Here is a 23,107-nt window from a genome sequence, read left to right as displayed (position 1 = left end):
GCTAACTTCAGAGGGTAAAAACATGAAAAGACTTGTTATTCCAGTTCTGGCCGGCGCGATGTCGCTAGCCGCTTTCCAGGCAATGGCCGCCGACAAGGTGACCTTGCAGCTGAAATGGGTCACGCAGGCCCAGTTTGCCGGCTACTATGTTGCCAAGGCCAAGGGTTTCTATGAGGCCGAAGGCCTCGACGTCGACATCAAGCCGGGCGGTCCGGATATTGCCCCCGAGCAGGTGATCGCCGGTGGCGGCGCCGACGTCATCGTTGACTGGATGGGCGGTGCGCTGGCCGCCCGCGAGAAGGGCGTGCCGCTGGTCAACATCGCCCAGCCGTTCAAGAAGGCCGGCATGGAGTTGGTCTGCCCCAAGGACGGCCCGATCAAGACCGAAGCCGACTTCAAGGGCCACACGCTCGGCGTCTGGTTCTTCGGCAACGAATATCCGTTCTACGCATGGATGAACAAGCTTGGCCTCAAGACCGATGGCGGTCCGGACGGCGTCACCGTCCTGAAGCAGAGCTTCGACGTGCAGCCACTGATCCAGAAGCAGGCGGATTGCATCTCGGTCATGACCTACAACGAGTACTGGCAGCTGATCGACGCCGGCTACAAGCCCGAACAGCTGACCGTGTTCAACTATTCGGCCATGGGCAACGACCTGCTCGAAGACGGGCTTTATGCGTCGGAAGACAAGCTCAAGGATCCGGCCTTCGAGGACAAGATGGTGCGTTTCGTGCGCGCTTCGATGAAGGGCTGGAAATACGCCATCGACCACAATGACGAAGCCGCGAGCATCGTCATGGACGGCGGCGGCCAGGACGAAAACCACCAGAAGCGGATGATGAGCGAAGTCGCCAAGCTGATCGACAATGCCGACGGCAAGCTCGATCCGGCAACCTACGAGCGCACCGCCAAGGCGCTGCTCGACCAGAAGATCATCACCAAGGAGCCGACCGGCGCCTACACCACCGCCATCACCGACAAGGCGGTCAAGTAAGCCTAGTCGGCAACATCTCGATCTCGAACGGCGCCTCTGGATAGAGCGGTTCGGTAGAACCGCTCTATCTCTTTGTTTTGATGCATGTCGTTATCCCAAAACCGCTGCACACTTTTGCGCGACATGCATTGGTGCTAGAGGCGCCGTTCCTTTATGGTGTTCATGACGAAGCTGGTCTCGATCGAGGCGACGCATTTCAGTCGCGCGATCTTTTCCTTGATGAAGCGCTCGTACTGCTCGAGGCTTCCGGTCACTACCTTCAGCACATAGTCGCGCGAGCCGGTGACGAGGTGGCATTCCAGGACCTCTTCCCAGCCGCGGATCGCATCCTCGAACATCACGATCTCGTCCTCGTTCTGGCGGCTGAGCCGGATGGTGGCGATGGCGACCATGCTCCAGCCGAAGGCTGTGGGGTCGACCAACGTGGTGTAGCCCCTGATGACGCCGGTTTCCTCCAGCCGCCGCACCCGCCGGAGGCAAGGCGACGGCGACAAGCCGATCCGTTCGGCAAGCTCGTTGTTGGTGATGCGGGCATCGGCCTGCAGCTCACGCAGGATCCTGCGGTCGAAATCATCGGCTATCTTCTGCTGCACTTTCGGTCTCTCCAGGCAATTTGTTGCGGGAATGCAGGCATGCGAGCCGAAGAATAGCAAGGACTGGCGGATCAGGATCGCATAAATTGCCGCGACACTCCTCGAATAAGGCAGAAAGACATGACCGCGCCACGCCCATCGAAAACCCATATCGGCAACCACAAGCTCCATCCGGAGACGCTGATGCTGAGCTATGGTTTCGATCCGCAGCTTTCGGAGGGCGCGGTCAAACCACCGGTATTCCTCACCTCGACTTTCGTCTTCAAGTCGGCGGAAGAGGGACGCGACTTCTTCGACTACACGTCGGGCCGCAAGGAGCCGCCGAGCGGTACCGCGTCCGGCCTGGTCTATTCGCGCTTCAACCATCCCAACAGCGAGATCGTCGAGGACCGGCTGGCGATCTACGAGGGGACGGATGCCTGCATCCTGTTTTCGTCAGGCATGTCGGCGATCGCCACCATTCTGCTCGCCTATGCCCGTCCGGGCGACGTCATCCTGCATTCGCAGCCACTCTATGGCGGCACCGAGACGCTTCTGACGCGCACGCTTTCAGGTCTCGGCGTCGGCGCTGTCGGCTTCGCCGACGGCGTCGACGAGACGGCAGTGCGCGCGGCTACCGACGCGGCCGTCGCGAAAGGCCGCGTATCGGTCATCCTGGTCGAGACGCCGTCAAATCCGACCAATAGCCTGGTCGACATCGACCTGATGCGGACGATCGCCGACGAGATTGGCGCGGCTCAAGGGTCGACGCCGATCGTCGTCTGCGACAACACATTGCTCGGCCCGGTTTTCCAGCGGCCGATCGAACATGGCGCCGATGTCTCTGTCTATTCGCTGACCAAATATGTCGGCGGCCATTCCGACCTGATCGCGGGCGCCGCCATGGGCAGCAAGGCGGTCACCAAGCCCATCAAGGCGCTTCGCGGCGCGATCGGCACGCAGCTCGACCCGCATTCCTGCTGGATGCTCGGCCGGTCGCTGGAGACGCTGTCGATCCGAATGGAGCGGGCCAACGACAATGCGCGCCTGGTCGCCGAATTCCTGCGCGATCATGCCAAGGTCGAGAAGGTACATTATTTGCCGTTCCTGGGCGAGGATACGCCAGCGGGCCGCGTCTACAGGGCGCAATGCAGTGGCGCCGGATCGACCTTCTCCTTCGACATCAGGGGCGGGGAGAAGGCGGCCTTCGCCTTCCTCAACGGGCTGCAGATATTCAAGCTGGCGGTAAGCCTCGGCGGAACGGAATCGCTGGCCAGTCACCCCGCGGCCATGACCCATTCGGGAATTCCCGTCGAGGTGCGCCAGCGCATCGGCGTGCTTGAGACCACGGTCAGGTTGTCGATCGGTGTCGAGCACCCGGACGATCTGATCGCCGACCTGACGCAGGCGCTGGCGGCGGTCTGACGGGTCATTCCCTGGAATCCGGGAAGGGCAAGCGATCGGATTCCTTCATCAGCCATCACAAAAGCGTGTGGTGGGATACATTTCGCTGCTCAGCCGTTGCATTACCGCATGCGCGCGCCGGGAGGCGCGACGGATGCGACATCCCAATCGGAGGTGCTTCATGCGCAACCTATCCTTCTTCCCGGCGCTTTCGGCGCTGGCCATTTCGACCGCGTTCCTGTTCGCATCGCCGGCTCTGGCCGCCACGGAAAAGTTCAAGGCGACGCTCGACGGCGGCCAGCAAAACCCGCCCGTCACCACGAAGGGCAAGGGCACGGCCACTTTCACGTTCGACACGGCCAAGAAGAAGCTCAGCTGGAACGTCAAATATTCAGGCCTCAGCGGACCAGCAACGGGCGCGCACATTCACGGCCCGGCGGCGATGGGTGCAAACGCCGACCCGGTCATCCCATTCAAAAAACTCAAGAGCCCGATCAGGGGATCTGAAACGCTGACGGATGCCCAGGCGGCTGACTTGGAGTCGGGCAAATATTACGTCAACATCCATACATCAGCCAACAAGGACGGTGAGATCCGCGGCCAGATCGAAAAGGCGAAGTAGTACAGGCTGTTCCGAAAGAGGGGCGGGCGACCGCCCCTTTTGTGTGAATCACGCCTTGTCGCGGATCTGGCTCATCGTCCGGGTCGGCGTGATCGCCTCCGGATCGAGCCTGATTTCGACGATCGCCGGCTTGCCGCTGGCGAGGGCACGCTCGAAGGCCGGGGCGAACTCCGCGGTCTTCTCGACCGTCTCGCCATGCCCGCCATAGGCGCGGGCGAGGGCCGCGAAGTCAGGGTTCTTCAAATCAGTGGCGATGACGCGGCCGGGGTATTCGCGCTCCTGATGCATGCGGATGGTGCCGTAGATGCCGTTGTTGACGACGACGACGACGATCGGCAGGTCGTACTGCACGGCGGTGGCGAACTCCTGCCCGTTCATCAGGAAGCAGCCGTCGCCCGCGAAGGCGACCACGGTTCGATCCGGAAACAGCTCTTTGGCGGCGACCGCAGCAGGCGTGCCATAGCCCATCGAGCCTGAGGTCGGTGCTGCTTGCGTGGCAAAGCGGCGGGAGCGATGGAAGCGATGCACCCAGGTAGCGTAATTGCCGGCGCCATTGGTGAGGATGGCGTCGTCAGGCAACATCTTTTCCAGGTAGTTCATGATCGGCCCCATCTGGACCGAGCCGGGGCCGCTCTCCGGCGGCGTCGACCAGTCGAGATAGGCGGCATGCAACTTTGACGTTTCGGCTGCCGAACTCGGAGCCGAGGCCGGCTTGCGTTTGGCGAAAGCCTCGACAAAGGCGGATGGCGAGGCGTTGATCGCCAGTGCCGGCCGGTAAACGCGGCCAAGTTCACCTGCGTCGGCATGGATATGGACAAGCGCCTGGTCCGGATAGGGGCTCTTCAACAGCGTGTAGTCGGACGACGGCATTTCGCCCATGCGGCCGCCGATCAGCAGCACGAGATCGGCCTGCTTGATCGCTGTCGCCAGCTTCGGATTGATGCCGATGCCGACATCGCCGGCATAGTTCGGATGCAGATGGTCGAACAGCATCTGGCGGCGGAACGAACAACCGACCGGCAGCGACCACGCCTCGGCGATCGTGCGCATTTGTGCAACCGCCTCGGCATCCCAGCGCGTGCCGCCGAGGATGACGAACGGCCGCTTGGCGTTGGCCAGCAATTTCTCCAGCGCGTCGAGTTCGGCTTCGCCGGCTCGCGTTTCGACCGGTGTGTGGGCCAGCGCGATGGGCGCTTCGACGACGCTGGTCAGCATGTCTTCCGGCAGCGAGATGACGACCGGGCCAGGGCGGCCCGATGTCGCCACCGCGAAGGCGCGGGTGACGAATTCCGGGATGCGCGACGCATCGTCGATCTCGACCACCCATTTGGCGATGTCACCGAAGAACCTGACGTAATCCACCTCCTGGAAGGCCTCGCGCTCCTTGGCATGGCTGGCGACCTGGCCGATGAACAGGATGACGGGTATGGAATCCTGCATGGCGATGTGGATGCCGGCCGAGGCGTTGGTGGCGCCGGGGCCGCGGGTGACGAAGCAGATGCCGGGCTTGCCGGTCAGGCGGCCGTGACAATCGGCCATCATCGCCGCACCGCCTTCCTGGCGGCAGACGATGGTGCGGATCGCCGAATCGTGCAGCGCGTCGAGCACCGCCAGATAGGATTCACCCGGCACGCAATAGATGCGGTCGGTGCCGTTGGCTTCGAGCGCGTCGACGATCAGTTGTCCGCCGGTCTTCATTGTCCAGACTTCTCCAGTTCGGCCAGGATTTCTTGCGTGTGCTCGCCCAGGCGCGGCGAGGGACGTTCATAGACGAGCGGCGTACCAGACATGATCATCGGCGCGCGCACCGACGGCAGAAGGTTGCCGTGGCCGTCGTCGAGATCGAGCCGCATGCCGCGCGCGATGGTCTGCGGATCGGCGAACATCTGGCCGATCGTGTTGATCGGGCTGGCCGGCACGCTCGCCGCTTCCAGCTTTGCCAGTAGCGGATCGCGATCAAAAACCTTCAGCGCCTCGATGATGCGTTCGCGCAGCTTGACCCGGTTGACGACCCGGGCCGGATTTGTCGCAAAGTCTGGATCGACAGGCAAATCGTCCAACCCGACGGCAGCGCAGAATTTCGCGAACTGGCCGTCATTGCCGACGGCCAGGATGATGTGGCCATCCCTGACCGGCACCACTTCGTAAGGGGCGATGTTCATATGCGCATTGCCCATCTGCACCGGCGACTTGCCGGAAACGAGATAGTTGAGGTTCTGGTTGCCGAGCGCCGAGATCTGGGTGTCGAAGAGTGCCATGTCGATCTGCTGGCCTTCGCCGGTCTGTTCGGCATGGCGTAGTGCAGCCTGGATGGCGATGACCGAATACAGGCCGGTGAAGATGTCCGAGATGGCGACGCCGGCCTTTTGCGGCTCGCGGCCAACCTCGCCGGTGATCGACATCATGCCGGCCATGGCCTGGATGATGAAGTCGTAGCCGGCGCGTGGCGCGTATGGGCCATCCTGGCCGAAGCCGGTGATCGAACAATAGACGAGGCGGGGGTTCATCTTGCGCAGACTGTCATAGTCGAGGCCGTACTTCTTCAGGCCGCCGAGCTTGAAGTTCTCGATCAGCACATCCGACGTCGCGACCAGCCGGCGCACGGTCTCGGCGCCCGCCGGCGTCGAGAAGTCGATGGCGATGGAGCGCTTGCCACGATTACAGGAATGGTAATAGGCAGCCGACAGGTTCTCGCCATCCTTGCCCATGACGAAGGGCGGACCCCATTTGCGGGTATCGTCGCCACCATCGGGGCTCTCGACCTTGATCACATCGGCGCCGAGATCGGCAAGCAATTGCCCGGCCCATGGCCCGGCAAGGATGCGGGCGAGTTCGACGACGCGGACGCCTTTCAGCGGGGGTTCGGCCATAAATCACCGTGGTTGCTGCAATCACCTTGATTGCTGCGAATGCAGAGCCTCTATCAAGCCCTGCAATGGCTGTCACGGCTCTTGCGATAGGCCAATCCCTTCAACCCTTCAGCACGCCGTCGGCCCAGGTCGCAAAATCATCCATGATGATGTCGCGATTCACTTCGTTCAGGCTTTCGTGGCGGGTGTCGGCGTAAACCTTTGAAACGAGATTCGAAAAGCCCATCGCACGCATGCGACCGGCAAGATGCATGATCCCCTTGCCGTAGTCCGAGGCGGGATCTTTTTCGCCGCCAACGATGTTGACGGGAAGGCCGCGCCGGATGCCGGCAAAGCCGGCATCCTTGCCCCCGTTCAGCGCCAAACCGACAACGTCGCGCCACATCGACACCGAAGCATCCCAGCCGCAGAGCGGATCGGCGATGTATTTCGCCACCTCGGCCTCGTCGCGTGACAGCCAGTCGAACAGCGTGCGGTGGTCAGGCACCGCCTTGCCCCAGGCCTGAAAGGTGAGTTTCGGCAGCAGCCGCGACGGAACGTCCGAGCCCAGCCGGAACCGCTCCCAGGCAAGAATACCGAGCGCCAGCTGGCCGAGCAGGCCTTGAGAAAAATTGCCGTTCCAGATCGCGGCGGCATGAACGCGCGGCGAATGGCGCAGCAGGTAGTTCAGCGCCATGGACGCACCCATCGAATGACCAAACAGGATGACCAACCGGTTCGGGCATTCGCTGGCGATGACATCGTGAATGGCATCGATGTCGGCGATCACCTTGGCCGGGCCGTCCTTGCCGGCGAACCTGCCGAGCGGCGCGTCGGGGGCCTTGGTCGCACCATGGCCGCGATGATCGTGGACATAGACGTGGAAGCCGCGCTGGGCGAGGAAATCGGCGAAGCGGGCATAGCGCGCGGCGTGCTCGGCCAGCCCGTGATTGATCTGGACAACGGCACGCGGCCGGCCCTCGGCATGCCTGACGAAAAGATTGAGAACGGCACCGGTCGGCGAGGCAACCACGCGCTGCTGGCTGAATGACATGCCGCTTGGTCTCCAGGCTCCGGCACCATCGCGGCGCCGGCTTTGTTTGCGCCGGTGCCGGTTTTGCGTCAATCCGCTGTGCCTGCTTTTCCGCGACGATGTTTCTTGCATTTGGCCGCTGAAATATCGCAATTCTGACATGGAGACAGCTTCAGTCTGTCGCCCACTTTCTTCAGCCGGGGATTCTCCATGCGCATTGGTGTTGTTTTCGGATTGGCCATGCTGGCGGCGTCGCTGGCCGGTGTGGCGCATGCCGATGTCAAGATGAGCGGCAGCTTCGTCGCCGACGCCGCCTGTCCGGCAACGCAAGCCATCAAGAACGGCAAGAACCCCGGCAATGTCTCGACCGATGCCGGACAGAGCTACCAGTTGCTTGCCGGTAACAAGGAGGCGCCGACGCATTACCTTATCCAGGTGCCGGGCGCCGATCCGGAGCGACGGTGGGTGAAGGTTAGCTGCGGCCATGTCTCTGGCAGCGTGGCGACCGTGCCGGCAGCACCAGTCGATAAAGGCAACCTGGCAATGTCCGGAAAACCCGAATACGTCTTCGCACTGAGCTGGCAGCCGGCTTTTTGCGAGACCAAGTCGAACAAGGCCGAATGCAAGGCGCAAAACCCGAACGAATTCGATGCCACCAACTTCACCTTGCACGGATTGTGGCCGCAGCCGAACGGCAATTTCTATTGCCAGGCGTCAGCTGGCGACAAGGCCAACGACATTCCGGCCCACTGGAAGGATCTGCCGCCCGTCAATCTGGACGCGGTCACACGCGCGGAACTCGACAAGGTGATGCCAGGCACGGCTTCGCAGCTCGATCGGCATGAGTGGATCAAGCACGGCACCTGCTACGGCAAGAGCCAGCAGGAATACTTCTCCGACGCGCTCAAGCTGATGCGTGAGGTGAACAGCTCGCCGGTGCGCGGTCTCTTTGCCAAGAACATCGGCGGCAAGCTGACGGCGGACCAGATTCGCGGCGCCTTCGACGCCGCCTTCGGTGCCGGGGCCGGGGACCGTGTACGCGTGTCCTGCGTCATCGATCCGTCGAGCGGCCGGCGGCTGATCGGGGAGTTGACACTCGGCCTCGCTGGCCCGATCGGCCCCGACAGCTCGCTGAAGGGTCTGCTGCTGGCGTCGGTGCCGACCAACAAGGCCGGCTGCCCGACCGGCACCGTCGACGCGATCGGGTTCCAGTAAATGCGGGGTGCGGCTCCGGGCGGGTACCGGCAGCGCGCGCTTGTCCACGTGACCGGCCAGATATGGCAAAAGCGATTGCCGTTCGCCGCCGCATCGCCTACATAGCGGCCAACCTCCACTCAATTCGACAAATCCAGTCCGTTTTCTGGATCAGTCAGTTTATCAGGGAAAGCGCGCGTGGCACGCCAGTTCATCTATCACATGGCCGGGCTCAACAAGGCCTACGGCACCAAGAAGGTGCTCGAGAACATCCATCTGTCCTTCTATCCCGACGCCAAGATCGGCATCCTCGGCCCCAACGGGTCGGGCAAGTCGACGATCCTCAAGATCATGGCCGGGCTCGACAAGGAGTGGAACGGCGAAGCCTGGCTGGCTGAAGGCGCCACTGTCGGCTACCTGGCACAGGAGCCGGCCCTCGATCCGAACAAGACCGTGTTCGAAAACATCATGGAAGGCGTCGCCGCCAAGACCGCCATCATCGAGCGCTACAACGAATTGATGATGAACTATTCCGACGAGACGGCCGACGAGTCGGCCAAGCTCCAGGACGAGATGGACCGGCTCAACCTGTGGGATCTCGAACAACAGGTCGAGATGGCGATGGAAGCGCTGGGCTGCCCGCCCAAGGATTCAGAAGTCACCAAGCTTTCGGGCGGCGAGCGCCGCCGCGTAGCGCTTTGCCAGCTCTTGCTGCGCCAGCCCGACCTTCTGCTGCTCGACGAACCGACCAACCATCTCGACGCCGAAACCACGGCGTGGCTGGAAAAGCATCTGCGTGCCTATCCGGGCGCCGTGATGATCATCACGCACGATCGCTACTTCCTCGACAATGTCACCGGCTGGATCCTCGAACTCGATCGCGGCCGCGGCATTCCCTATGAGGGCAACTACACCAAGTACCTCGAAGCCAAGGCCAAGCGGCTCAAGCAGGAAGGTCGCGAGGACGACGCCCGCCAGCGCGCCATCGGCCGCGAGCGCGAGTGGATCCAGTCGAGCCCGAAGGCGCGCCAGACCAAATCCAAGGCGCGTATCCAGGCGTTCCAGGATCTTTTGGATGCAGCCGACAAGCGGCGTCCGAGCGATACACAGATCGTCATTCCGCATGGCGAGCGGCTCGGCAATGTCGTGATCGAGGCGGAAGGCCTGTCAAAGGGCTTTGGCGATACGCTTTTGATCGACGGGCTGGAATTCAAGCTGCCGCCCGGCGGCATCGTCGGCGTCATCGGCCCGAATGGCGCCGGCAAGACGACGCTGTTCCGCATGATCACCGGTCAGGAAAAGCCGGATGCCGGCACGATCCGCGTTGGCGAAACGGTGAAGCTCGGCTATGTCGACCAGAGCCGCGATGCGCTCGATCCGTCGAAGACGGTGTGGGAAGAGATTTCCGGCGGCGCCGAAGTGGTCAAACTCGGCAAGTTCGAGGCCAACACGCGTGCTTATTGCGCCTCGTTCAACTTTCGTGGCGGCGACCAGCAGCAGAAGGTCGGCAATCTCTCCGGCGGCCAGCGTAACCGCGTGCATCTGGCCAAGATGCTGAAGACCGGCGGCAACGTGCTGCTGCTCGACGAACCGACCAACGATCTCGATACGGAAACGCTTGCCGCACTGGAAGACGCGCTGGAAAACTTCGGCGGTTGCGCGGTCATCATCTCGCACGATCGCATGTTCCTCGACCGCCTGGCGACGCACATCCTCGCATTCGAGGGTGACAGCCACGTCGAATGGTTCGAGGGCAATTTCGAGGATTACGAGCAGGACAAGATCCGCCGCCTCGGGCCGGATGCCGTCAACCCGCACCGCATGACCTATAAGAGGCTGACGCGGTAAGGGGCAGGGCCGTTGCGGGTGATCGGCGTTTGACCTAAATTGGCCTGACGGAGCTGTATATGATCACAGTCAAACTGCCGCAAAAGACCGAGAAGCTGCTAGCCGACATGGCCAAGGCCAGCGGTCGCACGGCCGATCAGATCGCAGTTGATGCGATCCTCGAGGCTATCGAGGATTGGCAGGACGCCAGGATTGCCGAGGAGCGCATCAGGAATGATGACGGCGTTCGTGTCCCGCTGGAGGAGATGATCCGCAAGCTTGAACTTCGTGAAGTCGAGGAGCGCGGCAAGAAGCCCGCCGCTGGATGAGTTGGCGTGTCGAGTTCACGCTGCGAGCCAAAAAAGATATTGAGCGGCTTTCGACAAAAGACCAGCGCCGAATCCTGGAGTTCCTCTCTGGAAGAGTTTCGGCGCATCCCGATCCGAAAGTTCTGGCCAAGCGTCTGACAGCGACCAAAGAAGAAGCTTGGCGATTTCGCGTCGGCGACTATCGCATCATCGTCCAGTTCTGGGATAGCCGTCTTGTCGTCCTGGTCGTGGAAATAGGCAACCGTCGCGAGGTCTATCGATGAATAACGGCGGCGTTTTACAAAAGCCCGATTGGTCAGCCGCTCAGTACCTGAAATTCGAGGATGAGCGCACGCGGCCCGCGCGGGACTTGGTGGCGCAGGTGCCGGTGGATTTTCCGCGCCGGGTCGTCGACGTCGGCTGCGGGCCGGGCAATTCGACCGAGCTGCTTGTCCAGCGCTGGCCGAATGCGCAGGTAAGCGGTTTTGACACTTCGCCCGACATGATCGAGAAGGCGAAGGCGCGTCTCCCCGAGGTCACTTTTGATCTCGCCGATGCCTCAAGATGGCAGCCGGCGGAGCCGGTCGACGTGATCTTCGCCAATGCGGTGTTCCAATGGCTGCCCGAGCATCCCGCGGTCTTCCAGCGGCTGATGGGCTTCCTGGCGCCGGGTGGCGCCTTGACCGTTCAGATGCCCGACAATATGGGCGAGGACTCGCACCGCCTGATGCGGGAAACCGCCGCCGAAATGCCGTTTTCCGCCAAGATGAAGGGCGCGGCGCGCGCCCCCCTGCCATCGGTGTCGTTCTACTATGACCTTCTTTCGCCGCTCAGCGATCGGCTGGACATCTGGCACACGATCTACAACCACCCGCTTGCCGACGCCGAGGCGATCGTCGAGTGGGTCAAGTCGACCGGTTTGAAGCCCTTTGTCGACCCGCTCGATGCGAATGAGAGGGCGCTGTTCCTCGACAGCTACACGGCCAAGATCGCCAAGGCCTATCCGAAGACGGCGAGCGGCAAAGTGCTTTTGCGCTTTCCGCGCATCTTCATCGTCGCCAAACGGGCCTGATTATCCATCTTGCACGACGCCTGTTGTCGCCGCTTGACCCCGTTTCGCCGCCATGCGCAATTCATTCCGATGGGATGACAATGCCCGCGTGGCAGGGGTGGATAATGACACTGAAAAAGATGCTTTTCGGCGGTGGCGTGTGCGCGGCGGCACTTCTGGCGTTCTCGATCTCGGCGGAGGCCAAGCGGGCGCGCTGCTTCACCAGCGATGACGGTTATTTCGCCTGCAGCTATCGCTCGATTGACGGCGCCGGCAGTTTCCGCATCTCGGCGCCGGGCTATCCGACCTATGTTCTGGAGATCGACGAGCCGGGCTTAGCCTATGGTTATGTCAATCTCGGCCACCGCAATGTGCCGCTGCCGGGGCAGTTCGTGCGCAGCCGCGACGATGGTGCCTGCTGGAACAACCCGCAGACCAACACCAAGATGTGCGCTTGGTGAGGATTGGTTTAAGTCGGTGTAAACCGCCGCGGTGAGAAAACTGTTGCGCCGGCGCATTCCGGCGTCCACATGAAGCCTGGAACGCCGGACGGACTGGATATATGCATCGCGTCATCATCAGCGGCATCGGCGTTGAAATCCCTGAAGCCACAATCACCAATGAAGAACTGGTCGCCAGCTTCAATGCCTGGGTCGACATGGAGAATGCGCGCCGCCTGGGCACCGGCGAGCCGCCGCTGCCGAAATCCGACAGTGACTTCATCGTCCACGCTTCGGGCGTGCGCACCCGTCACGTCATCGAGCGCGAGGGCATTCTCGATCCGACCCGCATGGCGCCGCGCATTCCGGCACGGCCCGACGATGCGTTGTCGCTTGAAGCCGAGTTCGGTATCGCCTCGGCCAAGAAGGCTCTCGACCATGCTGGCCTAGACCCGTCCGATATCGACCTTGTGATCTGCTCGGCCTCGCACCACCAGCGGCCCTATCCGGCGATCGCCGTCGAAATGCAGGAGGCGCTGGGCACCAAGGGCGCCGGATTCGACATGGGGCTTGGCTGTTCGTCCGCCGCGGCGGCCCTTCACATGGCAGTGAATTTGGTGCGCTCGGGCGCGCACAAGCGCATTCTGGTGACGACGCCGGAAATCATCACCGGCCATCTCAATTTCCGCGACCGGCAGACGCATTTCATCTTCGGCGATGCCTCGGTGTCGATGGTGGTGGAGGGACTTGCTCAGGGCGACAAACGGCCTGGGCGTTTCGAGGTGCTGGACACACGCATCTGGACGCAGATGTCGAACAACATCCGCACCAATCTCGGCTACCACACCCGAACCGCCCAGGACGACCCCTACATGATCAACCTGGAAGGCAATCTGATCAAGCAGGTCGGTAACAGGGTGTTCAAGGAAGTCACCGTTGCCGGGCAGAAGTTCATCGTGGAATTCCTCGCCGAGCACGGCCTGACGCCACAGGCGGTGAGGCGCTTCTGGCTGCATCAGGCCAATGCGCGGATGAATGCCATGATCCTGAAACTGTCATTCGGCCACGAGGTCGATCACGATCGCGCGCCGATGGTGCTTGAACGGCTTGGCAACACGGCGGGCGCCGGCGCCATCGTTGCACTTTCGGAGAACCACGCCGACATGAAACCCGGCGATTTCGGCCTGATCTGTGCCTTTGGCGCGGGCTATTCGATAGGCGGCGCGCTTCTCAGGATGCTGTAGAGAGCTATTCGTGCCAGACCGGTGCGAACGGCACCAGCATCGGTACCCGCCTGATGTAGTCGTCATAGGCGCTGCCCAGCTCGCCGCGCAGGAAGCGTTCCTCGAGCTTTGCCTTCATGACGATGCCGATGGTCAGCAGGAGGGCGCCGGCAACACCCCAGACAGTGCCTTTCGCCGCCATGGTGGCAAGGATTGCCAAAAGCAGTCCTGTGTAGATCGGATGGCGGACGAGGCCGTACGGGCCAGTGTCGACGACACGGTGCCCGGCCTTGGCGGTGACGGTGCCCGACCACAAGCGACCGAGATGCAGGCGCGCCCACCAGCAGAGGGCGAAGCCTACGGCAATCAGTGCGACGCAAATCCAGGCTTCGGCAAGGTTGGGAGACCACAGGCGAAGCCGGCCGACATAGTTATGCGCCGGAATGAAGAGCAGGATGGTGCCGGTCATCAGAGCCGCGCGGTAAGGCGCCTCGGCCCGGAAGCCGGCACGCTTCGAGGCTTTGTCGGCCCAGAAGGCGGCAGCGGCCCACGACATCACCCAGATCAGCCAAAGAAGCGTGATTGCCGTCCCGGGACGCATGAGACCCTCCGCGATGGTTCGGAGGCATCATGTAGCCGGCACAGCGCGGCGGCAATGCGGCGCTGTGTGGGAGTGGTTCGATTCAGGTAAGAAGATCGTGACCCGCAGCGGACCTCATTCATTGGGACAGTTAAACATCCACTGCACGCCGAAGGCGTCGACCAGCATGCCGAACCTGGTTCCCCAAACTTGCCTCGCCAGAGGGACGGTGATCCGGCCAGCCTCACCCATGCGGTTGAAAAGCCCGCGCATCGCGGTCAGGTCGTCGAATTCCAGCATCAAGGCGGAGCCTTTCATTGGCTCCGCATCGTCATTGTCCGAAGCGTGGAACAGGACGCCTGGGCCTTCGAACCGCGCGTGCAGCACCTTTCCACGCATGGCTTCGGTTCGCACCGGCATATCGTTGTCGCCCCAGCGCAGCAGGATCGTCCCCCGGCCAAGGCCGCACTGCTCGTAGAAGGTCAGTGCCGGTTCGCAATTGGTGGTGAAGAACAGGGAAGGGGAGAGCCGCATGGGTTTGCTTTTTGCCGGATCAGTGCGCGGCGGCGGTGGCGGCAGTGATAAGCGCCTCGCCCGTATATTGCCTGTCACCGATCCCCCAGCCGCCGTCGGGTGCGTTGACGATGTTGATCCAGGTGTCTTCGGGCCGGTGGTTTGGCTCGCAAAGCTCGGCGACGATCCCGGCGGCTGCGGTGATGAAGCTATTTCGAGCTTCGATCGAACCGAGGCCGATGTTGGGCAGCTTCAGCTCGACCATCACGACCGGGCAATTGACGCCGCCGGCGTAGATGCGATGAAGCGGCAGGACATGGACCGTGCCGCCGACGATCGCGGTGAAGAACGGATTGCCGGTGGCGCCCGAGGCTTCGATGAGGGCGGTGCTGAGACGCGGCAGGATCTCGCGTTCTCCCGCAGGGGTCAGTACGCCTTCCGGCGCGGTCACGGTGATTGGCATTTGGCTCTCTCCTGTTCGCTGGTTTGCATAGCTTCCGGCGGATATTCGTCCGGCTTGCGATGTTTCGTATCAATTGTTACGTTACAAGAAGAAGGCGAGTCAACAGGTTTCGTATCGATCGATATGGAAGATTTGGAAAAGCCCCGTGGCGGACGGCCGCGCGCATTCGACCCCGACCGGGCGCTGGATGCGGCGATGCATCTATTCTGGGAGCATGGCTATGAGGCGACGTCGCTGGCCATGCTGCGCGAGGCGATGGGCCTGACGCCGCCGCAGATCTACAACGCCTTCACCGACAAGGAGACCTTGTTCCGCAAGGCACTGACGCGCTACCACGAAACCGAGATTGGGTTTGCGCTGGAAGCGCTGAGCGCGCCGGTATCGACGCGGGAAGCGATCCGGCGGTTGCTGGTCGGCGCGGCGGAGGCGTATTCCAGGCCCGGCAAGCCTGCTGGCTGTCTGTTCGTCAGCGGCGCGTTGGCAGCCTCGCCGCAGGCGCAAGCCATCGCCGATGAACTCAAGATCTATCGCAAGGCAAGTGAAGCGGCGATTGCAGCCCGGCTGGCCAAGGGCAGGGTAGTGGGCGACCTCCCGGAAAACCTCTCGGTCGAGGGCTTCGCCAAATACCTTGCCGGTGTGATGAATGGCATGTCGATCCAGGCTCGGGACGGCGCTTCGGTCGAAGAGTTGCGCGGTTTGGCCCAAACCGCTCTTGCGGCCTTGCCAGCCGAAGGGCAAAACCAAGCGGCATCATCCAAGGAATGAAGCCATGCTGGATCTCTTCCCCCAAGCTGAAAAGCCGGTTGAAATCGTCCCCGCGCGAAAGCTTGTCGCCAAGGCGGCAGCACTTTACGCGGCACCATCGGATCATTTCCAGACGCGCCCGGCGGACGAATTGCGGCTGGGTTTCGACGGCATAGCGGGCGATTTCCATGCCGGGTCGACGCGGCGTTCGGGCGGGCGCGAGCCCTGGTATCCGCGCGGCACCGAAATGCGCAACGAACGGCAGATATCGATCGTGGCATTGGATGAACTCGCCATCGTCGCGGAACGGATGAGCCTGGCCGAGATCAAGCCGGAGTGGATCGGCGCCAACCTGGTGATCGAAGGAGTGCCAAACCTCTCAATGCTGCCGCCCGGCACGCTGCTGTTCTTCAAGGGCGGCGTGACCATCAAGGTCGACGCGCAGAACGGCCCTTGCCGAATCGCCGGCCGTTCGATCGCCGAACATGCAGAGATGGCCGATATCGAGGCCGGTGCGCTGTTGTTCCCGAAGGCGGCAAAGCGGCTGCGTGGCGTCGTCGCCTGGGTCGAGAAGCCGGGAACGATCCGGGCCGGCGAAGAGATATCGGTACGCGTACCGGAACAATGGATCTATCAAGCCTGAGAGTAGGCTACGCCGCCCATGGAGCGGCGTAGCAAAAGCGCTGGGCTTCAGCCCTTGCGGTTCTTCTTCTCGCCTTGCGCCATGATGGAAACGTGGTCCCATGTTTCCATCATGGCGATGCGGTTTGCATATTCCTGTTTGATCATCGGCAAGCCGCCGTCGCCGAAGAATACCCTGAGCGGCGGCTCGGCGGCGTCGACAATGGCCAGCATGGCCGGCCCGGTGGCCTCGGGATCGCCGGCGACCGAATTGGCGCGGCGTTCTGCCATCTTGGCGCGGGCGGGCGCATAGGCCTCGATCGGTTGGGAGACCTTTGCCGACGGGCCGGCCCAATCGGTGGAGAAACCACCGGGTTCGACCAGCGTGACATGGATGCCGAATTCCGCGACCTCGATGCTCAGCGACTGGCTGAGCGCCTCCAGCGCCCACTTCGAGGCGTGGTAGAGGCCGAGCGAGGCAAAGGCGTTGACGCCGCCGATCGACGAGATCTGGATGATGTGGCCGGACCGCTGCGCCCGCATGATCGGCAGCGCTGCCTGCGTGACCCAGAGCGCGCCGAAGACATTGGTTTCGATCTGGTCTCGGGCTTCCTGCTCGCTGACTTCTTCGATGGCGCCGAAATGGCCATAGCCTGCATTGTTAATGACGACGTCGAGCCGGCCAAAGCGCCTGTGCGCCTCGGCGACAGCGGCATCGACGGCTTTCTTGTCGGTGACGTCGAGCTTCATCGCGGCAATGTTTTCGCCGTACTTCTCGACGAGATCGGCGAGCGTGCCGGCATCGCGGGCGGTCGCGGCAACGCGGTCGCCACGCGCTAGCGCTGCCTCGGCCCACACGCGGCCAAAGCCCTTCGACGATCCGGTGATGAACCAAACCTTGTTTGTCATAGTGTGGAGTCCTTGCCCCTGCGGGCGTGATTTCGGTGGAAACGGAGGCTGCTCCGCTTTGAGGCATATACGGTCTATCGCCTGATTTTCCAGAGGCCGAGGCGAATCTTTTTACAGGACGCCGGTCGATCAGGGATAATTCACAGGGCTCGACCATGCCGGGTCGTCGTGCTTCTCCCAGTAAAGTCCCATCAGCCGGCTGGTGACCGCGCCGACCGTGCCGTCAGCGATCCGGACGCCGTCGACCTCCGTCACCGGCATGATGCCGCCGGCGGTGGAGGTGATGAAAACCTCGTCGGCGTCACGTAATGCGGCAACGCTGACATTGGTGGCGGCGGCCGCAAGACCTTGTTCGATGCAAAGATCGAAGACGGTGCGCCTTGTGATGCCGGGCAGCACGCCAATGGAAGGCGTCGACAGTTTGCCATCCTTGACGCAGAAGACGTTGAAGCCCGGGCCTTCGGCGACATTGCCGTTGAAGTCGAGAATCAACGCGGTCTCGGCGCCGCGGTCGTAGGCATCGTAGAGGCCGCGCACCAGATCGAGCCAGTGGTAGTTCTTGATCGTCGGGTCGATCGAAGCCGGCGGAATGCGCACCTTGTCGCTGATGGCGACGCGTAGGCCGCGCTGCAACTGCTCTGCATTGGCAACCGAACCGAATGGCACGGCGAACGCCATGAACCGGTTGATCGCCTGGCGCGGGTCGCGGCTGAAGGTCGGCGAGGCGCCGCGCGTGCACAGCATCTCGACATAGGCGGCGCGATGGCCGGACAGCGCCACACAATTGTGCAGGATTTCGGTCACGCCTTCGCGGAAGAAGGGGATCGTCATGCGCAGCTTGTCCAGCCCGCCGAAGAAGCGGTCCAGATGCAGGTCGAGCCGGAAGAAACGACCTTTCCAGACATGCGCGGTGTCATAAGTGGCGTCGGAATGCAGAAAGCCCCAGTCCAGCACCGAGATCTTGGCTTGCGACATCGGCAGGTATTGGCCGTCAAGGAAAGCGACGCCCTCGGGGTAAGAATGTGGGTCGAGATGGCGGTCGCCGACGATGGGCAGTTGCATCTCGTTCATCGTCTCCCTCATTGGGACCTCCTGACGCAAGGCGAGGCCAGCAGGCTAGCGATGCTAGGCAGAAGGCATAGAGCCAACCGCTCGGCGCTGTTCGGCCTCCATGATTGTCTGAACGATACATTGGATTGGAATTGCACTACCATTCCGGTTCTGCCGTCGCCCTGCTCGCGCGGAAATGACTGCGTTCAATCCTCCTCGTCATCGGCGTCGAGCAGGCGGGTCGCGCGCCAGCGGGTGAGCACGACGTTGGTCTGCTCGATGACGAAGAAACGCGCCGAGTCGCGATCGTAACCTTCGGCCAGCAGTTTCTCGTAATCGGTGTGCATGTGGCGGATATGGGCAATCGTCGCCAGCCATACGGCGATGCCCGGCGGCAAGGTTTTCATGTGGACCGCACCGGCGTCGGTGCGGATCTTCTCCATATCGGCATAGGGCGCCAGCGGCAGCAGTGCCGTCAGCGCCTTGGCGATGGCGCGGCGGCGGCCGGTCGGCGCCGTCATGGCCGGATCCGATCGGGCTCGTCGCGCCCTTCAATGGTTGCCTCGGCAAAAGCGTCGGTCGAGGCGAAATAGGGTTTCAGGTCGATGACCGGCGTACCGTCGAGCACGTCGATGGCGTCGAGATCGATGCGGCCGGTGTCTTGGTCGAGCCCCACCAGCCTGGCCACATGCAGCCCGATTGGGTTAGGGCGGGCCGGGGAGCGCAGCGAAAATACGCCTTTCGCTTCAGCCGCATGGCGCGGTTTCTGCACGATCAGGTCTCGCGGCGCATGATGCAGCCAGGACAGGATGATGACGTGGCTGGCGCGCTCCAGCCCTTGCAGGCCCTCGCGATAGGGCGCGTCGATGGTCAGCACCGCGGGCTGTCCGGTCTCGCCCGCGGCACGCATGTTCTTCGGGCAGGTTTCCCTCGTCGCCCATGGCGAAGCGATGCGGCCGATGAAGACGATACCGCCATCCGGTGGCATAGATGCCGGATCGTTTTCCAGCCTACGCTCGCCTTCGCGTTCCTCGAACATCTCACGCGATCCGGTCATTCCGCTCATCTTTTTGTTGGTGCATGTCGTTATCTCAAAACGGCGACATACTTTTAGGCGACATGCATCGAGAATCACGCATGCGGCATTTTCTTGTCCGGCAGCGACATAGCGCTTGCAAGGTTTTGAAAATCGACATAAACATATGTTTATATCTTTTCAAAGAGAATACGCTGATGCATGTCTCGCTCGACACCATGGTGGATACGTTGAAGGCGGCGGCCGAATCCAGCCGCTTGCGCATACTGGCACTGTTGTCGCGCGGCGACCTCACTGTTTCCGATCTTACCGAAATTCTCGGCCAGTCGCAGCCGCGCGTTTCGCGGCACCTGAAGCTCCTGCTGGAGGCCGGGCTGATCGGCCGCTATCAGGAAGGGTCATGGGCCTTCTTCCGCCTGTCGGACGCGGATTCCGCACGTGACTTCGTCATGGGGCTGGTTTCCGGCATTCGCGATGCCGATCCGCAGGTTGAACGCGACCTCGAACGGCTGGCCTCGGTCAAGCGCAAGCGGCAGGACCGGGCGGTCCAGTACTTTTCCGTGAATGCGGCGAGCTGGGACCATATCCGTTCGCTGCACGTGCCGGATCGCGCCGTCGAAGCCGCCATGCTGAAGCTGGTCGGCAAGCGGCCGTTCCAGTCCATGCTCGATCTCGGCACCGGCACCGGGCGGCTGCTCGAAATCTTCTCGCCACTCTACCGGCGCGGCGTCGGCATCGACATGTCGCGCGAAATGCTGACCGTGGCACGGGCCAATCTCGACAAGGCCGGCGTTTCAAACGCGCAGGTGCGGCAGGGTGACATCTTCGCGCCGCCGGTCGAGCGCGATGCGTTCGATCTCGTCACCATTCACCAGGTGCTGCATTATCTCGACGATCCCGCGCGCGCCATTCATGAGGCGGCGCGGCTTTTGCGCCCGGCCGGGCGCCTGGTCATCGTCGACTTCGCGCCGCATACGCTGGAATTCCTGCGCGACGAGCATGCCCATGTGCGGCTCGGCTTTTCCGACCGGCAGATCATCGATTGGTTTGCGGAAGCCGGGCTCGATCTGGAAGATGCCCAGGAGTTCGAGCCGCGCGGCGGTAACGAGGCCAGGCTCACCGTGAAACTCTGGCTTGGCCGCGACCGGCGGCTGCTGATCGCCGATCCTTCCAACGACAGCAAGCAGATAAGGGAAACCGCCTGATGAACCAGTTCCGCTTTTCCCGCCGCCCCGACATCGGCGACAAGGTCAGGGTTTCCTTCGAATTCTTTCCGCCGAAGACCGACGACATGGAGGCCAGGCTTTGGGACACAGTCACAAGGCTGGAGCCGCTGAAGCCGAAATTCGTCTCGGTGACCTACGGCGCCGGCGGCTCGACACGTGAGCGCACCGCCCGCACCGTAAAGCGCATCCTGACGGAAACCGATATTCCTGCCGCGGCGCATCTGACCTGTGTCGGTGCAACGCGCGACGAGGTCGACGCGGTCATCCAGGACTACAAGTCGATCGGCATCAACCGGTTCGTGGCGCTGCGCGGTGACCCGGCCTCCGGCGTCGGCGAACCCTATCGCCCGCATCCCGGTGGCTACGAGAATGGCGCGGAGCTGGTCGCCGGGCTGAAGTCGATCGCGGATTTCGACATCTCCGTCGCGGCTTACCCGGAGAAGCATCCGCAAAGCCCCGATTTCGCCACCGACATCGAGATGCTGAAACGCAAGGTCGACAATGGCGCGACGCGGGCGATCACCCAGTTCTTCTTCGATAATGATCTCTACGAGCGCTATGTCGAGCGCGTCCGCCGCGCCGGCATCTACATCCCCATTGTGCCGGGCATCCAGCCGGTTCACAGTTTCAAGCAGGTCGCGAACTTTTCCGCGAGGGCGGGCGCGCATGTGCCCGGCTGGCTGGCGGAACGGTTCGAGGGCCTCGACCGGGACCCGCAGACGCATGCGCTGGTGGCATCGGCGGTGGCGGCCGAACAGGTCATGGATCTGGTCGAGCGCGGCGTCGGCGATTTCCACTTCTATACGATGAACCGGGCCGATCTGGTCTTTGCCATCTGCCATATGATCGGCATCCGCTCGCATGAGGCGACGGCCGCCGGATCAGCCGCTGCCTGAGCCAGGCTCAACAACAAAAGGCCGGGAAAAACCCGGCCTTTTGAATTGGTTGGACTATTTGGGTGCTGGTCTTCCCCGCTTTGGCGGTCAGGGAAGGAAACCCATAATGAGGGCTCCGATAAAGGCGAACGCAGCACAGATCATCAATGCGTTGATAGGCCTCGTAAGTCCCATGACATAGCCTCCTCTTAAAGAGCTACGTCCAGGAGTCTAGGTTCATTTGTGCCACAGGCAAGCGGAAAATATGCTGCATTGCGACGTGATTGTGAGATTCGCGACCCGTCTTTTGCCGTTAGGCGTTGAAACTCCTAGGCAAAAACTGGCTTCAGACCTGTGAATAAATTATGGCGGTGATGTGTCTCTGTCGTGTCATGGCAGCGCTACCCCCGCGAAAGTCGAATTGACTTTCGCGCTACGGCGCGTCCAGTTGGACGCACGGCTAACGTCTTCCGAACAGTCGCCCGTCGATGGTGACGAGGCCAAGGGCGATCAGCACCACGCCGCCGACTTCGAACAATTCGAGCCGCTCGCCGAGGAACAGGAAGCCGAGCAGCATGGCGCTGGCCGGCACGATGAGCGTGACCAGCGACGCGTTGGTGGCGCCGGCGGAGGCAACAAGGTTGAAATAGAGGATGTAGGCGAAGGCGGTGGACAAGAGCGCCAGCGCCAGCACCGCGGCCCACACCGGCGGTGAGGCCGAGAACAGGCCTGCTGGACCATAGGTGAAGAGCACGATCGGAATCATGATGATGGTCGAGGCGGTCAATTGCCCGGTGGCGATGACCGGCGAGGGCACGCCCTTGAAGCGGCGGGCGACCATCAGGGCAATGCCATAGGACAGCGAAGCGCCGATCAGCGCGAATTTGGCCCAGACCGGGCCGCCGAGCCCGGCAAGCAGCCCGGGGCCGATCATCACAGCTGTGCCGGCGATGCCGAGCGCAATGCCGGCGAGCTTGTTCCAGGAAAGCTTTTCGTCTGATGTCAACGCATTGGCCAGGATCAATGTCCAGAACGGCGTCGTCGCGTTGAGCACCGAGGCAACGCCGGCGCCAAGCTCCGTCTGGCCGGCGAAGATCAGCGAGAAGGGGACGACGTTGTTGGTGAGTGCCAGCAGGAAGAACAGGCCGGCATGCGGAAGCGCGAGTCGGAAGGAGGGGCCACGCAGGCCGAGATAGGTATGCAGCGCGACCGCCGCGATGGCGACACGAAACAGCACCAGCACCAGTGGATGGAGTTCCGCCACCGCGATGCGGGCAAAGAAGAACGAGCCGCCCCAGATTGCACCGAGCAGCAGGAGCTGGCCCCAATCCTTGAGCACCATCGGCCCGCGTGATGCAGTCGCCCCGGCTATCGCCATGTGATCGTTCTCCCCCCAGACGGCCTGAATGCCAGTCGGTCAGGCGAAACGCATATCGGATCCGGCCACAAGGGCCACCCGAAACCTGATTGATGGCAAGCCTTCACGCCAAGACCTAGCTCCGCTGCGACAGCGCCGCGAGACACAGAATTGTTTTCATTAGCCGCTAGCTTGGATTAATTGTGCGCAGGCTAG

26 protein-coding genes are annotated in these 23,107 nt (G+C 62.4%); 14 read left to right on the top strand and 12 right to left on the bottom strand.

From position 1 onward, the window contains the following. Positions 1-22 precede the first annotated feature (22 nt). On the top strand, positions 23-994 hold the full coding sequence (locus NKJ90_RS15690; protein WP_031259518.1) for an ABC transporter substrate-binding protein: 972 nt from the start codon (positions 23-25) through the stop codon (positions 992-994). Between the two features lie 134 nt (positions 995-1,128). On the opposite strand, the gene NKJ90_RS15685 is transcribed toward NKJ90_RS15690, so the two are convergent. After that, positions 1,129-1,587, bottom strand: coding sequence for an Lrp/AsnC family transcriptional regulator (locus NKJ90_RS15685; protein ID WP_352486317.1), 459 nt, complete (start codon positions 1,585-1,587; stop codon positions 1,129-1,131). 120 nt (positions 1,588-1,707) lie between these two features. On the opposite strand from NKJ90_RS15685, the gene NKJ90_RS15680 reads away from it, so the two are divergent. Together NKJ90_RS15680 and NKJ90_RS15675 are read left to right on the top strand one after the other, a co-directional pair. Then, the gene (locus tag NKJ90_RS15680) at positions 1,708-2,991 is read left to right on the top strand and encodes a cystathionine gamma-synthase family protein (RefSeq protein ID WP_023756964.1); all 1,284 of its coding nucleotides are present in this window, start codon (positions 1,708-1,710) and stop codon (positions 2,989-2,991) included. 160 nt (positions 2,992-3,151) lie between these two features. Then, entirely contained in the window at positions 3,152-3,592 is a 441-nt protein-coding gene (locus NKJ90_RS15675; protein WP_023756965.1) for a CHRD domain-containing protein, read from the top strand. 48 nt (positions 3,593-3,640) lie between these two features. Here the strand turns inward: NKJ90_RS15675 and NKJ90_RS15670 are convergent, their stop codons facing one another. The 3 genes from NKJ90_RS15670 to NKJ90_RS15660 all read right to left on the bottom strand — a co-directional run bounded on the left by NKJ90_RS15670 (position 3,641) and on the right by NKJ90_RS15660 (position 7,495). Beyond that, the gene (locus NKJ90_RS15670) at positions 3,641-5,290 is read right to left on the bottom strand and encodes a thiamine pyrophosphate-binding protein (protein ID WP_023756966.1); all 1,650 of its coding nucleotides are present in this window, start codon (positions 5,288-5,290) and stop codon (positions 3,641-3,643) included. Further along, positions 5,287-6,462, bottom strand: a complete 1,176-nt coding sequence (locus NKJ90_RS15665) for a CaiB/BaiF CoA transferase family protein (RefSeq protein WP_023756967.1) — start codon at positions 6,460-6,462, stop codon at positions 5,287-5,289. The genes NKJ90_RS15670 and NKJ90_RS15665 overlap by 4 nt, the downstream gene beginning before the upstream one ends. 100 nt (positions 6,463-6,562) lie before the next feature. Further along, complete coding sequence (locus tag NKJ90_RS15660) at positions 6,563-7,495, bottom strand: alpha/beta fold hydrolase (RefSeq protein ID WP_023756968.1); 933 nt, start codon at positions 7,493-7,495, stop codon at positions 6,563-6,565. Between the two features lie 189 nt (positions 7,496-7,684). Between NKJ90_RS15660 and NKJ90_RS15655 the strand changes: the two genes are divergently transcribed. The 7 genes from NKJ90_RS15655 (at position 7,685) to NKJ90_RS15625 (ending at position 13,538) form a co-directional block, all read left to right on the top strand. Further along, positions 7,685-8,689, top strand: coding sequence for a ribonuclease T2 family protein (locus NKJ90_RS15655; protein WP_023756969.1), 1,005 nt, complete (start codon positions 7,685-7,687; stop codon positions 8,687-8,689). A gap of 177 nt (positions 8,690-8,866) precedes the next feature. Next, on the top strand, positions 8,867-10,516 hold the full coding sequence (gene ettA / locus NKJ90_RS15650; protein WP_023756970.1) for an energy-dependent translational throttle protein EttA: 1,650 nt from the start codon (positions 8,867-8,869) through the stop codon (positions 10,514-10,516). Positions 10,517-10,575: 59 nt separating this feature from the next. Further along, entirely contained in the window at positions 10,576-10,824 is a 249-nt protein-coding gene (locus NKJ90_RS15645; protein ID WP_023756971.1) for a DUF6290 family protein, read from the top strand. Continuing rightward, complete coding sequence (locus tag NKJ90_RS15640; protein ID WP_023756972.1) at positions 10,821-11,087, top strand: type II toxin-antitoxin system RelE family toxin; 267 nt, start codon at positions 10,821-10,823, stop codon at positions 11,085-11,087. The genes NKJ90_RS15645 and NKJ90_RS15640 overlap by 4 nt, the downstream gene beginning before the upstream one ends. Continuing rightward, positions 11,084-11,875 carry a trans-aconitate 2-methyltransferase gene (gene tam / locus NKJ90_RS15635; protein WP_031259520.1) on the top strand — a complete coding sequence of 264 codons (792 nt, stop codon included), beginning with the start codon at positions 11,084-11,086 and terminating at the stop codon, positions 11,873-11,875. Before NKJ90_RS15640 ends, tam begins: the two co-directional genes overlap by 4 nt. Positions 11,876-11,979: 104 nt before the next feature. Then, positions 11,980-12,315 carry a hypothetical protein gene (locus tag NKJ90_RS15630; protein ID WP_050589465.1) on the top strand — a complete coding sequence of 112 codons (336 nt, stop codon included), beginning with the start codon at positions 11,980-11,982 and terminating at the stop codon, positions 12,313-12,315. Between the two features lie 101 nt (positions 12,316-12,416). Then, positions 12,417-13,538: a beta-ketoacyl-ACP synthase III gene (locus tag NKJ90_RS15625; protein WP_023756975.1), complete on the top strand. Its 1,122-nt coding sequence runs from the start codon at positions 12,417-12,419 to the stop codon at positions 13,536-13,538. Between the two features lie 4 nt (positions 13,539-13,542). Here the strand turns inward: NKJ90_RS15625 and NKJ90_RS15620 are convergent, their stop codons facing one another. From NKJ90_RS15620 to NKJ90_RS15610, 3 genes are all read right to left on the bottom strand, one after another. After that, complete coding sequence (locus tag NKJ90_RS15620) at positions 13,543-14,118, bottom strand: methyltransferase family protein (protein WP_023756976.1); 576 nt, start codon at positions 14,116-14,118, stop codon at positions 13,543-13,545. A 114-nt stretch (positions 14,119-14,232) separates the two neighbouring features. Next, positions 14,233-14,631 carry a VOC family protein gene (locus NKJ90_RS15615; protein WP_023756977.1) on the bottom strand — a complete coding sequence of 133 codons (399 nt, stop codon included), beginning with the start codon at positions 14,629-14,631 and terminating at the stop codon, positions 14,233-14,235. Positions 14,632-14,650: 19 nt separating this feature from the next. Beyond that, positions 14,651-15,073, bottom strand: coding sequence for a tautomerase family protein (locus tag NKJ90_RS15610; protein ID WP_023756978.1), 423 nt, complete (start codon positions 15,071-15,073; stop codon positions 14,651-14,653). Positions 15,074-15,268: 195 nt separating this feature from the next. Between NKJ90_RS15610 and NKJ90_RS15605 the strand changes: the two genes are divergently transcribed. Both NKJ90_RS15605 and NKJ90_RS15600 read left to right on the top strand, forming a co-directional pair. After that, entirely contained in the window at positions 15,269-15,838 is a 570-nt protein-coding gene (locus NKJ90_RS15605; protein ID WP_245266379.1) for a TetR/AcrR family transcriptional regulator, read from the top strand. 4 nt (positions 15,839-15,842) lie between these two features. Further along, positions 15,843-16,460 (top strand): MOSC domain-containing protein, encoded by a 618-nt coding sequence (locus tag NKJ90_RS15600; protein ID WP_023756980.1) that lies wholly within the window; start codon positions 15,843-15,845, stop codon positions 16,458-16,460. Positions 16,461-16,507: 47 nt separating this feature from the next. Here NKJ90_RS15600 and NKJ90_RS15595 read toward each other — a convergent pair whose 3' ends face one another. The 4 genes from NKJ90_RS15595 to tsaA all read right to left on the bottom strand — a co-directional run bounded on the left by NKJ90_RS15595 (position 16,508) and on the right by tsaA (position 19,454). Next, complete coding sequence (locus NKJ90_RS15595; protein WP_352486313.1) at positions 16,508-17,347, bottom strand: SDR family oxidoreductase; 840 nt, start codon at positions 17,345-17,347, stop codon at positions 16,508-16,510. A gap of 129 nt (positions 17,348-17,476) precedes the next feature. Further along, on the bottom strand, positions 17,477-18,430 hold the full coding sequence (locus NKJ90_RS15590; RefSeq protein ID WP_023756982.1) for a D-amino acid aminotransferase: 954 nt from the start codon (positions 18,428-18,430) through the stop codon (positions 17,477-17,479). A gap of 173 nt (positions 18,431-18,603) precedes the next feature. Further along, complete coding sequence (locus NKJ90_RS15585) at positions 18,604-18,918, bottom strand: DUF2293 domain-containing protein (protein ID WP_023756983.1); 315 nt, start codon at positions 18,916-18,918, stop codon at positions 18,604-18,606. Beyond that, complete coding sequence (gene tsaA / locus NKJ90_RS15580) at positions 18,915-19,454, bottom strand: tRNA (N6-threonylcarbamoyladenosine(37)-N6)-methyltransferase TrmO (RefSeq protein WP_023756984.1); 540 nt, start codon at positions 19,452-19,454, stop codon at positions 18,915-18,917. Before tsaA ends, NKJ90_RS15585 begins: the two co-directional genes overlap by 4 nt. A 176-nt stretch (positions 19,455-19,630) precedes the next feature. On the opposite strand from tsaA, the gene NKJ90_RS15575 reads away from it, so the two are divergent. Both NKJ90_RS15575 and metF read left to right on the top strand, forming a co-directional pair. After that, a complete protein-coding gene (locus NKJ90_RS15575) occupies positions 19,631-20,638 on the top strand; it encodes an ArsR/SmtB family transcription factor (protein ID WP_023756985.1) in 1,008 nt (335 codons plus the stop codon). After that, a complete protein-coding gene (gene metF / locus NKJ90_RS15570) occupies positions 20,638-21,555 on the top strand; it encodes a methylenetetrahydrofolate reductase [NAD(P)H] (RefSeq protein ID WP_023756986.1) in 918 nt (305 codons plus the stop codon). Before NKJ90_RS15575 ends, metF begins: the two co-directional genes overlap by 1 nt. Before the next feature lie 439 nt (positions 21,556-21,994). On the opposite strand, the gene NKJ90_RS15565 is transcribed toward metF, so the two are convergent. After that, positions 21,995-22,912: a DMT family transporter gene (locus NKJ90_RS15565; RefSeq protein ID WP_023756987.1), complete on the bottom strand. Its 918-nt coding sequence runs from the start codon at positions 22,910-22,912 to the stop codon at positions 21,995-21,997. Between the last annotated feature and the right edge of the window lie 195 nt (positions 22,913-23,107).

Origin of the sequence: Mesorhizobium sp. M0051 (assembly GCF_040323235.1) — a bacterium.
Taxonomy (GTDB): domain Bacteria; phylum Pseudomonadota; class Alphaproteobacteria; order Rhizobiales; family Rhizobiaceae; genus Mesorhizobium.
This window is presented reverse-complemented; position numbering and strand designations above follow the sequence as displayed.

Bases quoted from the DNA above. Each gene is read 5' to 3' on its own strand.
- NKJ90_RS15690 (WP_031259518.1), top strand. From the start codon at position 23: ATGAAAAGACTTGTTATTCCAGTTCTGGCCGGCGCGATGTCGCTAGCC.
- NKJ90_RS15680 (WP_023756964.1), top strand. From the start codon at position 1,708: ATGACCGCGCCACGCCCATCGAAAACCCATATCGGCAACCACAAGCTC.
- NKJ90_RS15675 (WP_023756965.1), top strand. From the start codon at position 3,152: ATGCGCAACCTATCCTTCTTCCCGGCGCTTTCGGCGCTGGCCATTTCG.
- NKJ90_RS15670 (WP_023756966.1), bottom strand. From the start codon at position 5,290: ATGAAGACCGGCGGACAACTGATCGTCGACGCGCTCGAAGCCAACGGC.
- NKJ90_RS15665 (WP_023756967.1), bottom strand. From the start codon at position 6,462: ATGGCCGAACCCCCGCTGAAAGGCGTCCGCGTCGTCGAACTCGCCCGC.
- NKJ90_RS15660 (WP_023756968.1), bottom strand. From the start codon at position 7,495: ATGTCATTCAGCCAGCAGCGCGTGGTTGCCTCGCCGACCGGTGCCGTT.
- NKJ90_RS15655 (WP_023756969.1), top strand. From the start codon at position 7,685: ATGCGCATTGGTGTTGTTTTCGGATTGGCCATGCTGGCGGCGTCGCTG.
- NKJ90_RS15645 (WP_023756971.1), top strand. From the start codon at position 10,576: ATGATCACAGTCAAACTGCCGCAAAAGACCGAGAAGCTGCTAGCCGAC.
- NKJ90_RS15640 (WP_023756972.1), top strand. From the start codon at position 10,821: ATGAGTTGGCGTGTCGAGTTCACGCTGCGAGCCAAAAAAGATATTGAG.
- tam (WP_031259520.1), top strand. From the start codon at position 11,084: ATGAATAACGGCGGCGTTTTACAAAAGCCCGATTGGTCAGCCGCTCAG.
- NKJ90_RS15630 (WP_050589465.1), top strand. From the start codon at position 11,980: ATGACACTGAAAAAGATGCTTTTCGGCGGTGGCGTGTGCGCGGCGGCA.
- NKJ90_RS15625 (WP_023756975.1), top strand. From the start codon at position 12,417: ATGCATCGCGTCATCATCAGCGGCATCGGCGTTGAAATCCCTGAAGCC.
- NKJ90_RS15620 (WP_023756976.1), bottom strand. From the start codon at position 14,118: ATGCGTCCCGGGACGGCAATCACGCTTCTTTGGCTGATCTGGGTGATG.
- NKJ90_RS15615 (WP_023756977.1), bottom strand. From the start codon at position 14,631: ATGCGGCTCTCCCCTTCCCTGTTCTTCACCACCAATTGCGAACCGGCA.
- NKJ90_RS15610 (WP_023756978.1), bottom strand. From the start codon at position 15,073: ATGCCAATCACCGTGACCGCGCCGGAAGGCGTACTGACCCCTGCGGGA.
- NKJ90_RS15605 (WP_245266379.1), top strand. From the start codon at position 15,269: ATGCATCTATTCTGGGAGCATGGCTATGAGGCGACGTCGCTGGCCATG.
- NKJ90_RS15600 (WP_023756980.1), top strand. From the start codon at position 15,843: ATGCTGGATCTCTTCCCCCAAGCTGAAAAGCCGGTTGAAATCGTCCCC.
- NKJ90_RS15595 (WP_352486313.1), bottom strand. From the start codon at position 17,347: ATGACAAACAAGGTTTGGTTCATCACCGGATCGTCGAAGGGCTTTGGC.
- NKJ90_RS15590 (WP_023756982.1), bottom strand. From the start codon at position 18,430: ATGAGGGAGACGATGAACGAGATGCAACTGCCCATCGTCGGCGACCGC.
- NKJ90_RS15585 (WP_023756983.1), bottom strand. From the start codon at position 18,918: ATGACGGCGCCGACCGGCCGCCGCCGCGCCATCGCCAAGGCGCTGACG.
- tsaA (WP_023756984.1), bottom strand. From the start codon at position 19,454: ATGACCGGATCGCGTGAGATGTTCGAGGAACGCGAAGGCGAGCGTAGG.
- NKJ90_RS15575 (WP_023756985.1), top strand. From the start codon at position 19,631: ATGCATGTCTCGCTCGACACCATGGTGGATACGTTGAAGGCGGCGGCC.
- metF (WP_023756986.1), top strand. From the start codon at position 20,638: ATGAACCAGTTCCGCTTTTCCCGCCGCCCCGACATCGGCGACAAGGTC.
- NKJ90_RS15565 (WP_023756987.1), bottom strand. From the start codon at position 22,912: ATGGCGATAGCCGGGGCGACTGCATCACGCGGGCCGATGGTGCTCAAG.